Raw genomic sequence first — 14,115 nt, forward strand, 5'->3', positions numbered from 1 at the left:
TACTCCTCATCGGGGGGATGGTCGGACCATAATCTAAGACTCGAAGAAAGTCAGGAAACGAATCGGTAACATCCATCCGGCCTCGCCGCCCCCTGCGAGGACGTTTGAACCGTGAACTAACATGGCGTCGGGTTCGCCGGAGAGGACGGGACGAGGATGGGCACGTCAGGGCGCAGGACCGTACGCGATCTCCGCCGGGGCAACCGGGCGATGCTGCTGCGCGCGCTCTATTTCGGCGGGCCCGCCAGCCGCAACGAACTGTCGGCCGCGACCGGCCTCAGCGCGGCGACCGTCAGCACCATGACGGCCGGCCTGTTGGAGTCGGGGGTCGTCGTGGAGGCCGGCCAGGTCGACTCCGACGGCGGGCGGCCCCGGGTGCTGCTCAAGGTGAATCCCGGCTACGGCTACGCGGTCGGCGTGGACGTGGGCGAGACCCAGGTCAAGGTGGAGCTGTTCGACCTGGGGATGAACGTACGGGCCGGGGCCCACTACGCCGTCCGCTCGGCCAAGCACGACCCCGAACTGGTCGCCCGCCACATCCTGACCGGCGTGGACGCGGTCATCGCCGAGAGCGAGGTGCCGCCCGAGGGGGTGCTCGGGGTGGGCGTCGGCGTGCCGGGCATCGTCGAGCCGGGCCCCGACGCGCTGGTGCGGGCCAAGACGTTCGGCTGGGAGGCGGTGCCGCTCGGCACGCTGCTGCGGGCCGGCACCGGGCTCGGCACTGGGCTGCCGCTGTACGTGGACAACGGCGCCAAGACGATGGGGCAGGCCGAGCTCTGGTTCGGCTCGGGCCAGGGCACCCGCGACGCGATCATCCTCCTGGTCGGCTCGGGCGTCGGCGGCACGGTGGTCACGGACGGCCGGATCTACCGGGGCGCGGGCATGGCCGCCGGAGAGGTCGGCCATCTGAAGATCGTCGCCGGTGGGCGGGCCTGCCGGTGCGGGGCGCGCGGCTGCCTGGAGGCGTACCTGGGGGCCGAGGCGATCCTCGACCGCGCGGGCGTCGTGGCCGACTCGGCCGACGAGGAGAGCGCGCTGGCCCGGCTGCTGGAGGAGGGCTCCCCGGTGATCGGCGAGAGCGTCGAGCTGCTCGGCGTGGGCCTGTCGAGCCTGGTCCACCTGTTCAACCCCGAGCGCGTCGTGATCGGCGGCTGGGCGGGCCTGATGCTGGGCGGGCGGCTGCTGGCCGAGATCCGCGCGGCCACCGCCGCGAACACGCAGGCGCAGCCGTTCCAGCCGGAGACGGTGGTGCTCGGGCGGCTCGGGCCCGACGCGGTGGCGCTGGGGGCGGCCACGCTGGTCGTCGAGCCGTTCCTGGGCGGGGCGGCGTATCCCGAGTCCGTCCCGACTATTGCCTAGAAGTTAAATCAAGGCTTGACAGAAGTCCGGGCCGCGGTCACGCTCGGCCGAGAGAGCGCTCTCCCACTACCCCCTGCTTGTTCCCGTGAGGAGTCCGCAGTGCACCCCCGCCGCCGTACCTCCCTCGTCGTGGCCGCACTGGCCGCCCTGCTGCTGCCCTTACCGGTCGCGGCCCCCGCCCACGCGGCCGGCCCGCTCATGTCCCAGAGCGGGGCGGCGACTGCCGCGACCGCCGCCTCTAGTGCGAGTGCCGGCGGGTCCGGCGCCATGGCCGCGCCGAGCTGCGGCAGCGCCAACGCCGCGCTCGGCCGCCCCGCCACCGCCTCCTCCGTCGAGAACGCCGGCCTGCCCGCCTCGGCCGCCGTGGACGGCGACGCGGGAACCCGCTGGTCCAGCACGTTCAGCGACCCGCAGTGGCTCCAGGTCGATCTGGGCGCGTCCCGCCAGATCTGCCAGGTGGTGCTCCAGTGGGAGGCCGCGTACGCCTCCGCGTTCCGCGTCCAGGTCTCCGGCGACGGCTCCGCCTGGACCGACGTCCACTCGACGACCACCGGCACGGGTGGCACGCAGACGCTCGACGTGTCCGGGACCGGCCGCTACGTCCGCGTGCACGGCACCGCCCGCGCCACCCCGTACGGCTACTCGCTGTGGGAGCTCACCGTGCGGACCATCACCGACACGCCGGGCGGCGGCGGAGACCTCGGGCCCAACGTGCACGTCTTCGACCCGTCCATGCCGGCGGCGAGCATCCAGTCCACCCTCGACTCGATCTTCACCCAGATGGAGTCGAACCAGTTCGGCCTCCAGCGCCACGCCCTGCTGTTCAAGCCCGGCAGCTACAACGTCAACGCCGACATCGGCTTCTACACCTCGATCATGGGCCTGGGGCGCAACCCCGACGACGTCACGATCAACGGCCAGGTGCGGGTGGACGCGGGCTGGTTCGGCGGCAACGCCACCCAGAACTTCTGGCGCTCGGCCGAGAACCTGTCCATCACGCCCAGCGGCGGCACCAACCAGTGGGCGGTCTCGCAGGCGGCGCCGTTCCGGCGGATGCACGTCAGGGGCAACCTCAACCTCGCGCCCTCCGGCTACGGCTGGGCCAGCGGCGGCTACATCGCCGACAGCAGGATCGACGGGACCGTGCAGCCGTACTCGCAGCAGCAGTGGTTCACCCGTGACAGCAACATCGGCGGCTGGCTCAACGGCGTGTGGAACATGGTCTTCTCCGGCGTCGCGGGCGCGCCCGCCCAGTCGTTCCCAGAACCGCCGTACACGACGCTCGACACCAGCCCCGTGACCAGGGAGAAGCCCTTCCTGTACGTGGACGGCGCGGGCGCCTACCAGGTCTTCGTGCCGGCCCTGCGGCGTAACTCGCGCGGCGCGAACTGGCCGGGAACCGGCTCCTCGATCCCGCTCAGCCAGTTCTACGTGGCCAAGCCCGGCGACACCGCGGCCACCATCAACGCCGCCCTCGCCTCCGGCCTCAACCTGCTCTTCACGCCCGGCATCTACCACGTGAGCCAGAGCATCAACGTCACCAGGCCGGGCACCGTCGTGCTCGGGCTCGGCTACGCCACCGTCATCCCCGACAACGGCGCCGTGCCCATGCGGATCGCCGACGTGGACGGCGTCAAGGTGGCCGGCCTGCTCTTCGACGCCGGCCCGGTCAACTCGCCCATCCTGATGGAGGTCGGCCCGTCCGGCTCCTCCGCCACGCACGCGGCCGACCCGATCTCCATCCAGGACGTCTTCTTCCGCATCGGCGGCGCTCACGCGGGCAAGGCCACGACCAGCCTCGTCGTCAACAGCGACCACACGATCATCGACCACATCTGGGCCTGGCGCGGCGACCACGGCACCGGCATCGGCTGGACCGTCAACACCGCCGACACCGGGCTGATCGTCAACGGCGACGACGTCACCGCGTACGGACTGTTCGTCGAGCACTACCAGAAGTACCAGGTCATCTGGAACGGGCAGCGCGGCAAGACGATCTTCTTCCAGAACGAGATGCCGTACGACCCGCCCAACCAGGCCGCCTGGATGAACGGCTCCACCCGCGGCTACGCCGCCTACAAGGTGGCCGACTCGGTCACCTCGCACGAGGCGTGGGGGCTGGGGGCGTACTGCTACTTCAACGTGAACCCGAGCGTCGTGGCCGAGCGCGGCTTCGAGACACCCGTCACCCCCGGCGTGCGCTTCCACGACCTGCTCACCGTCTCCCTGGGAGGCAACGGCACCATCGCCCACGTCGTCAACGACACGGGAGGCCCCGCCCAGGGCACCGACACCATCCCGGTGAAGGTCGTCACCTTCCCCTGAGCCGCGCGACGCCGGGGCCCAGGCCCTGGACGCCGCCCACCCCCAGCAGTTGCAGCGTACGGACGAGCTCGGCGCGCAGCAGGTCAAGCACCCGCGTGACGCCGGGCTCGCCCCCCGCCATCAGGCCGTAGAGGTAGGCGCGGCCGACGAAGCAGGCCCTGGCACCCAGCGCGACCGCGGCGGCGACGTCGGCCCCGCTGCGCACGCCGCCGTCGAGGAACACCTCCGTGCGCTCGCCCACCGCCTGCGCGACCTCGGGCAGCAGCTCCAGCGGCGTGGGGGAGCGGTCGAGCTGACGCCCGCCGTGGTTGGACACCACGATCCCGTCCACGCCCACCTCGGCCAGCTCCTTGGCGTCGTCGACCCGCTGCACCCCCTTGACCAGCAGCTTGCCCTGCCACATCGACCGGATCCACTCCAGGTCGGCGATCGTCACCGACGGGTCGAACAGCAGGTTCGTCAGGCCCGCGAGATCGTCGGGCGCGCCCTCCGCGGTGGCGAACCGCAGCGGCTCGCTGGTCAGGAAGTCGAACCACCACGCCGGATGCCGCAGCGTCTCCAGCGCCCCGCTCCAGCGCAGCGAGGGCGGCACCGTCAGCCCGCGCCGCACGTCACGCAGCCGCGCCCCCGCCACCGGCACGTCCACGGTCACCACCAGCACGTCCATCCCGGCGTCCGCGGCCAGAGCCAGCGTCTCGGTGTTGCGGCCGCGGTCACGGACCACGTACAGCTGGAACCAGTTCCAGCCGCCGGGCGCGGCGGCGGCCACGTCACCGGCCGTCGTGGTGCCCATCGTGGACAGTGTGTAGGGGACGCCCGCCTTCTCCGCGGCCCGCGCCACGGCCCGCTCACCCGCTCGGTGCATCATCCGGGTGAACCCGGTCGGAGCGAGCACGACCGGCATCGCGATCCGCCGGCCCAGGATCTCGACCTCGGTGGGTGCCTCGGAGACGTCACGCAGCACGCGCGGGCTGAACTCCACCCGGTCGAACGCCTCCACCGCCCTGGCCATCGACCGCTCGCCCTCGGCCGCGCCGTCCACGTAGTCGAACACCATGCGCGGGGCCCGCTTCCTGGCCAGCCGCCGCAGGTCGGCCACGTCGGCCGCCGCCTGCACCCTGGCCGCCCTGGACAGCCGGGGCCGGCGGGGCATGACACCGCGCAGCTCCCGCCAGCGGGGCAGGCGCCGTGGGTCGTCCGATGAGGTGCCGATGCTCAGGACGTTACCTCGCGACGGCGTACGGTGAGAAGATGATCGACGATCGAACCCCGCCCGACGACCCTCCCGACGACCGGACCGCCGGGGAGACGGCGGTGGGGGAGACGGCGGCGGTCGGTGACTGGACCGGGTGCGGGCGGTGGGTGGCGCTCGCGGGCGGTTCCGCCGCCTCGCTCGCCGTGCGCGCCGAGCTGCTCGCCCGCTGGGCCGAGCCGCACCGCCGCTACCACACCCGCACCCACCTGGCCGCCGTCCTCGCCGCCGTCGAGCCGCTGGCCGCCGAGGCGCGGGACGCGGCGGCGGTACGGCTGGCGGCCTGGTTCCACGACGCGGTCTACGACGGCCGGCCCGGCTGGGACGAGGAACGCAGCGCCCAGCTCGCCCAGTCGCGCCTGCCCCGGTGCGGCGTGCCCGCCGGCCGCGTCGCCGAGACCGCCCGTCTGGTCCGTCTCACGGCCGCGCACGACACCGTCGAACCGGGCGACAGCAACGGGGCCGTCCTGTGCGACGCCGACCTCGCCGTGCTCGCCGGGCCCGGCTACGCGGCCTACGCGCGGGCGATCCGCGAGGAGTACGCCCACGTCCCCGGCCCGCTGTTCGCCCACGGCCGCGCGGAGGTGCTGCGCCGCCTGCTCGCCACGCCCTCCCTCTACCGCACGGCCAGGGCCCGCGACCTGTGGGAGGAACGCGCCCGCGCCAACATGACGGCCGAACTGACCGCCCTCCTGGGACAGGACACCCGGTAGCCGGGAGTGCGGGACGTGTCGCCCTGACCTGCGAGGAACGGGACGTGGCGTTCTGCGCCGTTCTGGCCGGGTGGTGCGGCTGGCGTCAGCCCTGGGCGGGAGGTGCGGGGTGGTGCTTCTTGCGACGGCGCAGGCCGGAGGCGATCAGCCGGCGCAGCAGCTCCCGCGAGCTGACCGCCTCGGCCCCCAGCGCGACGGCCCGCGCGTGCACGGTCTCGGGGACGTCGTAGTGGTCCCGGTCGAACGCCCGTACCGGCACCCCCAGCCGCGCCGCGAAGTCGTGCAGTTCGTCCAGCGAGCGGTCGCTGACGAGATGCGACCACATCAGGCCCCGCGGCCCCGGCCAGTCGGGCGGATCGATCAGAACAGTCACGACGTCAAGGGTAGAACCCTCCCAGTGACCCCGAGCTCCCCCAGATCGGGCACCACGACGTGGGCCCCGGCCCCGTCGCCGCCGGTCGTCAGCGCGTCGGTCGTCATCGGGCCGGTCGTCACCGCGTCGGTTCTCACTGCGGCCACCAGCCCGAAGCCGCCCTTCCTGCCCGCCTCGATCCCCGGCAGCGCGGACACCACCACCGCCACCTTGACGGCGGGCAGGTCGAGGCGGCGCGCGGCCTCCAGGTAGCGGGCGGGGTCGGGCGGCCCGGGCAGGTTCATCAGGGCCGCGTCGTTGCCGTCCACCATGAGGTCGAACAGGTGCGTGACGCCCGCCGACCCGATCAGCTTGCGCGCGTGCAGGCTCGCCGAGACCGCCGCCGTACGGGCGCCGCGTCGGCGCAGCTCGTGCAGCAGCGCCACCGTGGACGGGAACGCCGCCACCCCGTACTTGTCCACCTGCTCCATGAAGAGCCGGTCCTTGGCCAGGCCGAGCCCGTGCACGGTCGGCGCCCCCGGCTCGTCGTCAGGCGACCCCTCGGGCAGCTCGATGCCGCGCGAAGCCAGGAAGGTGCGGATGCCGTCGAGCCGCGGGCGCCCGTCCACGTGGCGCAGGTAGTCGTCGCGGATGTCGAACGGCGTCGAGCGGCCGCGCAGGAAGGCGTCGAAGACGTGTTTCCAGGCGGCCGCGTGTCCCCGAGCGGTGTCGGTGACCACGCCGTCGGTGTCGAACACGACGGCGCCGATCACGGTCAGATCGATGACGGGCTCGTTCACACAGCGAACGTAACCGCTCTACCAGGCGACGGGTAGCTCTTTGACGCCGTAGACGATGGCGAGTTCCCTGAACGGCACCTCACCGGCGACGTGCAGCCCGGGGAAGCGGCGCAGCAGCGCGGGGAAGGCGATGCGCATCTCCATCTGCGCCAGCGGCGCGCCGATGCAGCGGTGGATGCCGTGGCCGAACGCCAGGTGCGAGCCCGCCGTCTCGCGGCCGGGCCTGACCTCGTTCATGTCGTCGCCGAGGAAGGGGTCGCGGTTGGCGCCGGTCAGCGAGCACAGCACCATCTCGCCCTTCTTGATCGGCACCCCGTGCAGCTCCAGGTCGTCGCGGGCGAAGCGCGGGAAGGCGACCTGGACGACCGTCATGTAACGCAGCAGCTCCTCGACCACGTCCACGACGTAGCCGCCCACCTCGCGCACCTTGGCCGCCTGCTCGGGGTTGCGCAGCAGCCACAGGGTGCCGAGCGCGAGCATGCTGGTGCTGGTGTCGTGGCCGCCGGTCAGCAGCCCGTCGGCCATGCTGGCCAAGGTGCGGTCGTCGAGCTCGTCGCCGTGCTCGCGCAGCAGCTGCCCGAGCAGCCCGTCGCCCGGATCCAGCCGCTCCCTGGCCACCAGGTCCGTCAGGTACGTCATCGCGTCGTTGATGGCCTGCAGCGACGCCTCGGGCCCCGCGGTGAAGTCGAAGCGGTCCTTGCTGATCTTCACGAAGTCGGCCTGCTCGTCGTACGGGACGCCGAGCAGCTCGCACACGACCAGGGACGGGATCGGCAGCGCGAACTCCTCGACCAGGTCCACCGGCATCCCGTCGGCGGCGCCCTTGGCCTCGATGCGGTCGAGGTGCTCCTCGACCATGGCCTCGATCCGTGGCTCCAGCCTGCGCAGGCGGCGCATCGTGAACTCGGGCGTCAGGTACTTGCGCAGCCGGGTGTGCTCGGGCGGGTCGCGGAAGCCGAGCCCGCCCGGGTCCTCCTGGCTGGAGCCGAGCCCGATGACGCCGGCGAAGTCGTTGCTGAAGCGCTCATGGTCGCCGAGCACCCCGCGTACGTCCTCCCAGCGGGTGACGAGGTAGACGGTCTGGCCGCCCGGGATCTCCATCGGGAAGACCGGCTGCTCCGCCCGGATACGAGCGAGCTCGCCCACGGGGTCGAACCCGTCACGCATGAACTGGACGAGCGGGAACTCTTCTGTTGCTGACATCGATATCCGTCCTGCTGGGATACATCACACCATGTTGGGATAAATCCCTGCATAGATGGTCCCATCCGGAACGGCGGATGTTGCCCTCCGAAAGGACGATTTGCATCTCACCCCAGGCCCCATGGCGCCTCAGCCGCCGCCGCTCTCCAGGAGGAGTTCGCTGCGGTCACGGGTGTGCACGGGCGGCTCGGGCGGCGGCGCCTCGACCGACAGCGCGGGCGGTGCGGGCTTGGGCCTGCGTGGCTCGCGCACGCCGTCCTGACCGCCCCGCGGCCCGTCGGGCGGGGAGTCGTCGTCTCCACCCCAGTGGGGCTCGCCGGGGCCGAAGCCGGGTAACCAGGCGGGCGCGCCGCTGGGCAGGGCGCGGCGTCTGCGTGATCGCTTGCTCACGATCCCTCCTCCCGTCCTGTTCCGTCTCATTGTGCGCCCGCCCCCGGATCCCGGCCACCCCGAAATCCCGGCCGTCATCAGGAGCCCGCCCCGGTCGTGATCGAAGGGTCGCACCGGCTGTGATCGGGCGGCCGCCTCGGGGTGTGATCGGCGAGGCGCGTCCCCGGCCGTTCGCGGGCCGGAACCCCGTCACCACCGGGCTTGTGCGGGCGCGAGTGATGACACGCTCCGTCAAGAACCCTGAACTGCAGTGAAACCTGGGCAAAGTGGGGCAGCCGATGCCGTTTGGCGTACAAGATGGCGACATTCTGCGATGATCTCGTCGCATAGAGCCGGAGTTTGAGCCATCACGGATAGTGACTGATGCCGACATTTGAGGAAATAACAGCCTTCGTAACCGAGAAGCCGCTCGCCACCGCCGTCATCGCGCTGCTGAGCCTCGCCGGGCTGGTCCTGGCCTTCCTGGTGCTCAGGATCGCCTGGCGCGTCGTCTCCTGGTTGTTCACCAGGTACATCGCCCCCCGCCCCATAGAGGACGTGCTGACCGTCGTCGCCGCCTCCATCGCCACGGGCGTGTCCGCGCAGGGCATGTGGCGCTTCTCCGGCGACGTGCTGGGCCTCGACGGGCCGCTGCGGTTACTGCTGTTCGCGTTCATCGAGGTCGCGATCATCACCTCCGCCGTACGCGCCCGCCGCAACATGCGCGAGAACTTCTCGGCCGGCATCGACGGCATCGCCGTGTGGGCCCTGACCTGCCTGACCGCCGTGCTGTCCAGCATGGACGCGCGCAGCCTGCCCGAGGCGGTGTTCCGCCTGGCCGCCCCGCTGGTGGCCGCCTGGCTGTGGGAGCGCGGCATGGCCATCGAACGCCACCGCATCCGCGGCACCGGCCGGATCAACTGGCGCCTGACGCCCGAGCGGCTGATGGTCAGGATGGGCCTGGCCGAGGTCAGCGACCGTACGGCCAGCGAGGTCGACGCCCACCGCAGGCTGACCAGGGTCGCGCTGGCGGCCAAGAAGGCCAAGGCGCTGCGCGAGGGTGGCGCGCCCGAGCGCAAGATGCGCGCCGCGCTGGCCAAGCTCGACAAGGCGATGGACCAGGCCGTCGAGCACACCGGCCTGGCCGTGGACGCCTCGCGCCAGGAGGCGCTGCTGGCCCAGATCGCCGCCCTCTACAACACCTCCGCGCTCATCGACGCCGACCCGCGCGTGCCCTGGGAGCCCACGGCCGACCACCACCCCGTCCCCGCCCGCCCGGCGCTGCCGCCCGCGCTGGCCGAGCTCGTCTCCGACGAGGACGAGGACATCGAGGTGTTCGACACCACCCCGCAGGTCCTCAGCACGGCCGAGCGGGCCGCGCGCATGCGCTCCGCCCGTGAGTACTGGGACCGGCAGATCGCCAAGGGCATCGTGCCGCGCACGGTGGACATCGCCCAGGAGATCGGCATCTCGCTGGCCACGGCACGCGAGTATCGTGCTCTGTGGAAGCTGGAGCCGCAGGCCCACGCCCTCATCGAGGCGCTGTACCAGCAGCACGGCATCGTCGACACCGGCGCGTTCCCGGCCATCGACGACCAGGGGCGGGTGCTGTCCGGCAAGTCCTGAGCGAGTCCTGGGGGTCACACGGTTGCGCGAACGCACGCTCGAACGGGTCAGGAAACTGCTGGCCAAGGCCGAGCGCACCGACAACGAGCACGAGCGGGCCACGTTCATGGCCGCCGCGTCGGCGCTCATGGCCAAGTACGGCATCGACTCGCTGCCGCCCGCGGGCACCCGCCAGACCCCCGGCGACCGCGTCGTCACCCTGCCGGCCCCCTGGGCCAGGGAGAAGGCCCGCCTCGTCAGCCTGGTCGCCCAGGCCGTGCGGTGCCGGCCGCTGCTGATCGGGCGGGGCGAGGGCGGGCAGCGGGTGCACGTGTTCGGGTTCGCGGCCGACCTGGAGCGGGCCGACCTGCTGGCCACCTCGCTGCTGTTGCAGATGGCCTCGGGCCTGGCCCGGGTGGAGCCGCCGAGCGACGTCCGCGCCGTGCGGGCCTACCGCAGGTCGTGGCTGCTGGGCTTCACCGACGAGGTCTACCGGCTGCTGTGCGCGGCCGAGTCACGCGCCGAGGGCGAGCCGGCGGCCATGGGGGCCGCGCTCGTCCTGGCCGACCGGCGGGCCGAGGTCGAGCGGGCGGTCGCCGCTCACTATCCCGACATCCGCAGGAGCGTGCCGAGGACCAGCGGCACCGGCTACCGCGACGGGGTCGCCGCAGGCCGCAGGGCCGATCTCGGGCGGACCGGGATGAGCACCGCCACGGCCGCCGAACTCGAAGGGTAAGCCCTTTCCGGACAGCCGTTTGACGGGGCGGGAAATGGGCATGGGGGCACTCGCGGAACGTAGTCCTGCTCGAAGCGAGACAGATGACCGTGAACGCCTCCGTACACGTCCTCGCCGCCGGCCGCATCCGAGACCTCGCCCATGACCTGCTGACCGCCGCCGGTGTGCCCGGCGACACGGCGGCCGTCGTCGCCGAGTCCCTGGTGGAGGCCGACCTGGCCGGGCACGGCTCCCACGGCGTGCGGCGGATCAAGCCCTACCTCGACCGGATCGCCGAGGGCGCCATCGTGCCGGGAGCCCGGCCCGAGGTCGTCTCACGCCGTGGCGCGAGCGCGGTCGTGTCGGGACGGCGCGGTTTCGGCCAGGCCGCCGCGCGCCTGGCCGCGGCCGAGGCCGCAGACCTGGCCGAAGCGCACGGGGTCGGCGTCGTCGCCGTCCGCGAGTGCAACCACGTCGGCAGGCTCGGCGAGTACGCGCAGACGCTCGCGGGCCGGGGACTGATCGCGCAGGTCGTCGGCAACGCCGACCCGACCGTGGCCCCGTACGGCGGCCGGCGCAGGATGCTCGGCACCAACCCCATGGCCTGGGCCGTGCCTCGGGCCGGTGGCGCCGCCGTGGTCATGGACTGGGCCACCGCCGCCATGGCCGAGGGCAAGCTGGGCCTGCTCCGCGCCGCCGGCTCGCCCGCCCCCGAAGGGGTGCTGGTCGATCCCGAGGGCCGCCCGTCCACCGATCCGGCCGACTTCTACCGGGGCGGGGCGCTGCTGCCGTTCGGCGGCCACAAGGGATATGGGCTGAGCGTCCTCATCGAGTTGGTCGGCGGCCTGCTCACGGGCACGGGCACCGCCTGCTCGCCGGGCTACGACGGCACGTTCGGCACGGTGATCACCGCGGTGGACATCACCGCGTTCGTCCCCCTCGACGATTACGTCGCCGAGGTCGAATCCTTCTGCGAGGCCCTGCGCGCGTCCGGCCCCGGCGTGGTGGTGCCCGGCGAGCCCGAGGCCGCGGCGCGCGCGGAGCGGCTGAGGGACGGGATCCCGGTGCCCTTACCGGTCTGGGAGGAGCTCTGCGGTCTCGCCGCACGGCTCGGCGTACCCACAGGGAAGACCACAGAGAAGATCACAGAGAAGGCCCCTGAACACGACACAGCGCACGACCCGGAGCACACCGCACGGCCGCCGACAGGCCGCTGAAAGGCGGCCGGACACGCCCTCTGGAGGTCAGATGCCCGCCAACCCGCCCGCCACCCCCGAGTTACGGCGCGTCGTCCTGGGCGCCCTCGTCGGCACCGCCCTGGAGTGGTACGACTTCTTCATCTACGGCACCGCCGCCGCCCTCGTCTTCAACCGCCTGTTCTTCACCCAGGCCGACCCGGCCACCGGCACCATCGTCGCCTTCGCCACGTTCGGCGTGGGGTTCGTGGTCCGGCCGTTCGGCGGCATCCTGTTCGGCCACCTGGGCGACAGGATCGGCCGCCGCTCCACCCTGATCATCACCACCATGATCATGGGCGTGTCGACCGGCCTGATCGGCCTGCTGCCCACCTACCCCTCCATCGGCGTGTGGGCGCCCATCCTGCTCACGGTGCTGCGCGTCTGCCAGGGCCTCGGCGCGGGCGCCGAGTTCGGCGGCGCGGCGACCCTGCTGGCCGAGCACGCCCCGCCGGGCCGGCGCGGCTACTACGCCTCCTTCGCCCAGACCGGCGTGCAGATCGGGCTCGTGCTGGGCACGTCGGCGTTCCTGCTGGTCCAGCTCCTGCCGGCGCAGGACGTGCTCGCGTGGGGCTGGCGGGTGCCGTTCCTGGTGAGCTTCGCGCTCATCGGCGTGGCCCTGTACGTACGGCTGCGCGTCGCCGAGTCGCCGGTCTTCCAGGAGATGGCGCGCACGCACGGGATCGTCAAGCTGCCGATCAGGGACGCGCTGGCCCGCCACCCGCGCAACTTCCTCGTCGGCGTCGGCGCGCACATCTGCGACACCGCCGTGGTCTACACGCTGGCCACCTTCAGCGTCGCCTACGCCACCACTCAGCTCGGCCTGACCAGCCAGACGGCCCTGCTCGGGGTGATCCTCTTCGGGCTGACCGTCATCGCGCTCCAGCCGTTCTACGGGGACCTGTCGGACCGGATCGGGCGGCGCCCGCTCAACCTGTTCAGCGTGGTGTTCGTGGCGGTCTACGTCTTTCCGTACTTCCTGCTGGTCGGCACCGGCGTCCCCTGGGTGGTGTGGCTGGCCATGATGCTCATGGGCGCCTTCGGCTTCGCGCCGCAGGTGGCCGTGCAGCCGGTCTTCTATGCCGAGTTGTTCGGGGCCCGCGTGCGCTACACCGGCTTCGCCGCCTCACGCGAGCTCGGGGCCGCGCTGGCCGGCTTCTCCCCGCTGATCGGCGCGGCGCTGGCGGCCCGGCTGGGCGGGGCGCCGTGGCTGGTCGCGGCGTTCCTGATCGGCACGGCGGTGATCTCGTTCGCGGCCTTCTACGCCGCCCGCGAGAACAAGGACATCGACATCGCGGCCATGGACACGCTGCGCGACCCCATGAAGGAGTGAGCTTATGGACCTCGACGGCGCGGTGGCCGTGATCACCGGCGGCGGCACCGGCATCGGCGCCGCCGTCGCGGAGAGCCTGGCCAGGAAGGGGGCGGCCGCCGTGATCGTGAACTACTCACGCTCGGCCGACGAGGCAAGGGCCACGGTCGAGCGGCTGGAGGACCTGGGCTGCAAGGCCGAGGCGGTGGCCGCCGACGTGTCCGACGACGCCGCCGTACGCAGGATGGCCGAACGGGTGCGGGCCGCCCACGGCCGGGTGGACGTGCTCGTGTGCAACGCGGGCACGACCAGGTGGGTGCCGTTCCCCGACCTGGAGGGGCTCACCGACGAGGTGTGGCGGCAGCTCATGGGCGTCAACCTCATGGGCCCGTTCTACTGCGCCCGTGCCTTCGCGCCCGACCTGCGCGCGGCACGCGGCGCGATCGTCAACGTGGCCTCCATCGCGGGGCTGCAGGCCACGGGCTCCTCCATCGCGTACGGGGTCAGCAAGGCCGCCCTGCTCCACCTCACCCGCGACCTGGCGGTGGCCCTCGCGCCCGAGGTCAGGGTGAACGCGGTCGCGCCCGGCATCGTGGCCACCCGCTGGCACATCGACCGGGTGGGGGAGCAGGTGTTCTCCGAGATGGCGGCGAAGGAGGAGCTGAAGGCGCCGCTGCGGCGTACGGCGCGGCCCGAGCACGTGGCGCAGCTGGTCACCTCGCTGCTGGAGTCGGACCTGGTCACGGGCGAGACGCTGATCGGCGACGGCGGCCGCCACCTCGGCTACTGACCCGGCCCCGGCCAGACCCGCCGACTCGTGGCGCAGCGGTCGGCGTGTGCTGACGCGACGCCGGCCCGCGGCGAGCGGGCCGGGC

Annotated in this window: 13 protein-coding genes; 8 read left to right on the forward strand and 5 right to left on the reverse strand. The window is 72.5% G+C overall.

Translation table 11 applies throughout. The features are described 5' to 3' along the window. The first annotated feature begins 156 nt into the window (after positions 1–156). Complete coding sequence (locus AB0C28_RS27920; protein WP_358078527.1) at positions 157–1,359, forward strand: ROK family protein; 1,203 nt, start codon at positions 157–159, stop codon at positions 1,357–1,359. Positions 1,360–1,458: 99 nt separating this feature from the next. Beyond that, the gene (locus tag AB0C28_RS27925) at positions 1,459–3,684 is read left to right on the forward strand and encodes a discoidin domain-containing protein (protein WP_357851062.1); all 2,226 of its coding nucleotides are present in this window, start codon (positions 1,459–1,461) and stop codon (positions 3,682–3,684) included. Here the strand turns inward: AB0C28_RS27925 and AB0C28_RS27930 are convergent. Next, a complete protein-coding gene (locus AB0C28_RS27930) occupies positions 3,671–4,837 on the reverse strand; it encodes an alpha-hydroxy acid oxidase (RefSeq protein WP_358078530.1) in 1,167 nt (388 codons plus the stop codon). The two genes, AB0C28_RS27925 and AB0C28_RS27930, sit on opposite strands and share 14 nt — an antisense overlap. 98 nt (positions 4,838–4,935) lie before the next feature. Between AB0C28_RS27930 and AB0C28_RS27935 the strand changes: the two genes are divergently transcribed. Next, positions 4,936–5,649 (forward strand): metal-dependent phosphohydrolase, encoded by a 714-nt coding sequence (locus tag AB0C28_RS27935; RefSeq protein WP_358078533.1) that lies wholly within the window; start codon positions 4,936–4,938, stop codon positions 5,647–5,649. Between the two features lie 85 nt (positions 5,650–5,734). Here the strand turns inward: AB0C28_RS27935 and AB0C28_RS27940 are convergent, their stop codons facing one another. From AB0C28_RS27940 to AB0C28_RS27955, 4 genes are all read right to left on the reverse strand, one after another. After that, complete coding sequence (locus tag AB0C28_RS27940; RefSeq protein WP_346107973.1) at positions 5,735–6,022, reverse strand: DUF4031 domain-containing protein; 288 nt, start codon at positions 6,020–6,022, stop codon at positions 5,735–5,737. Beyond that, positions 6,019–6,801: an HAD family hydrolase gene (locus tag AB0C28_RS27945; protein WP_357851070.1), complete on the reverse strand. Its 783-nt coding sequence runs from the start codon at positions 6,799–6,801 to the stop codon at positions 6,019–6,021. The genes AB0C28_RS27940 and AB0C28_RS27945 overlap by 4 nt, the downstream gene beginning before the upstream one ends. Positions 6,802–6,819: 18 nt before the next feature. Continuing rightward, on the reverse strand, positions 6,820–8,004 hold the full coding sequence (locus AB0C28_RS27950; protein WP_357851073.1) for a cytochrome P450: 1,185 nt from the start codon (positions 8,002–8,004) through the stop codon (positions 6,820–6,822). Positions 8,005–8,133: 129 nt separating this feature from the next. After that, on the reverse strand, positions 8,134–8,394 hold the full coding sequence (locus AB0C28_RS27955; protein ID WP_357851076.1) for a hypothetical protein: 261 nt from the start codon (positions 8,392–8,394) through the stop codon (positions 8,134–8,136). Between the two features lie 363 nt (positions 8,395–8,757). Between AB0C28_RS27955 and AB0C28_RS27960 the strand changes: the two genes are divergently transcribed. From AB0C28_RS27960 to AB0C28_RS27980, 5 genes are all read left to right on the forward strand, one after another. Continuing rightward, the gene (locus AB0C28_RS27960; protein ID WP_357851078.1) at positions 8,758–9,999 is read left to right on the forward strand and encodes a hypothetical protein; all 1,242 of its coding nucleotides are present in this window, start codon (positions 8,758–8,760) and stop codon (positions 9,997–9,999) included. A gap of 22 nt (positions 10,000–10,021) precedes the next feature. Further along, entirely contained in the window at positions 10,022–10,714 is a 693-nt protein-coding gene (locus AB0C28_RS27965; RefSeq protein WP_357851081.1) for a DUF2786 domain-containing protein, read from the forward strand. A gap of 83 nt (positions 10,715–10,797) precedes the next feature. Next, complete coding sequence (locus tag AB0C28_RS27970) at positions 10,798–11,910, forward strand: Ldh family oxidoreductase (protein WP_357851084.1); 1,113 nt, start codon at positions 10,798–10,800, stop codon at positions 11,908–11,910. Between the two features lie 31 nt (positions 11,911–11,941). Continuing rightward, positions 11,942–13,261 (forward strand): MFS transporter, encoded by a 1,320-nt coding sequence (locus AB0C28_RS27975; protein ID WP_358078536.1) that lies wholly within the window; start codon positions 11,942–11,944, stop codon positions 13,259–13,261. 4 nt (positions 13,262–13,265) lie between these two features. Then, positions 13,266–14,030, forward strand: a complete 765-nt coding sequence (locus AB0C28_RS27980; RefSeq protein ID WP_358078539.1) for an SDR family oxidoreductase — start codon at positions 13,266–13,268, stop codon at positions 14,028–14,030. The last annotated feature ends 85 nt before the right edge of the window (positions 14,031–14,115 follow it).

This window comes from Nonomuraea sp. NPDC048892 (assembly GCF_040649735.1).
Taxonomy (GTDB): Bacteria; Actinomycetota; Actinomycetes; order Streptosporangiales; family Streptosporangiaceae; genus Nonomuraea; species Nonomuraea maheshkhaliensis.

Excerpts from the sequence above, each read along its gene's own strand:
- AB0C28_RS27970 (WP_357851084.1), top strand. The coding sequence starts at position 10,798 with ATGACCGTGAACGCCTCCGTACACGTCCTCGCCGCCGGCCGCATCCGA.
- AB0C28_RS27975 (WP_358078536.1), top strand. The coding sequence starts at position 11,942 with ATGCCCGCCAACCCGCCCGCCACCCCCGAGTTACGGCGCGTCGTCCTG.
- AB0C28_RS27950 (WP_357851073.1), bottom strand. The coding sequence starts at position 8,004 with ATGTCAGCAACAGAAGAGTTCCCGCTCGTCCAGTTCATGCGTGACGGG.
- AB0C28_RS27980 (WP_358078539.1), top strand. The coding sequence starts at position 13,266 with ATGGACCTCGACGGCGCGGTGGCCGTGATCACCGGCGGCGGCACCGGC.
- AB0C28_RS27930 (WP_358078530.1), bottom strand. The coding sequence starts at position 4,837 with ATGCCCCGCCGGCCCCGGCTGTCCAGGGCGGCCAGGGTGCAGGCGGCG.
- AB0C28_RS27935 (WP_358078533.1), top strand. The coding sequence starts at position 4,936 with ATGATCGACGATCGAACCCCGCCCGACGACCCTCCCGACGACCGGACC.
- AB0C28_RS27920 (WP_358078527.1), top strand. The coding sequence starts at position 157 with ATGGGCACGTCAGGGCGCAGGACCGTACGCGATCTCCGCCGGGGCAAC.
- AB0C28_RS27960 (WP_357851078.1), top strand. The coding sequence starts at position 8,758 with ATGCCGACATTTGAGGAAATAACAGCCTTCGTAACCGAGAAGCCGCTC.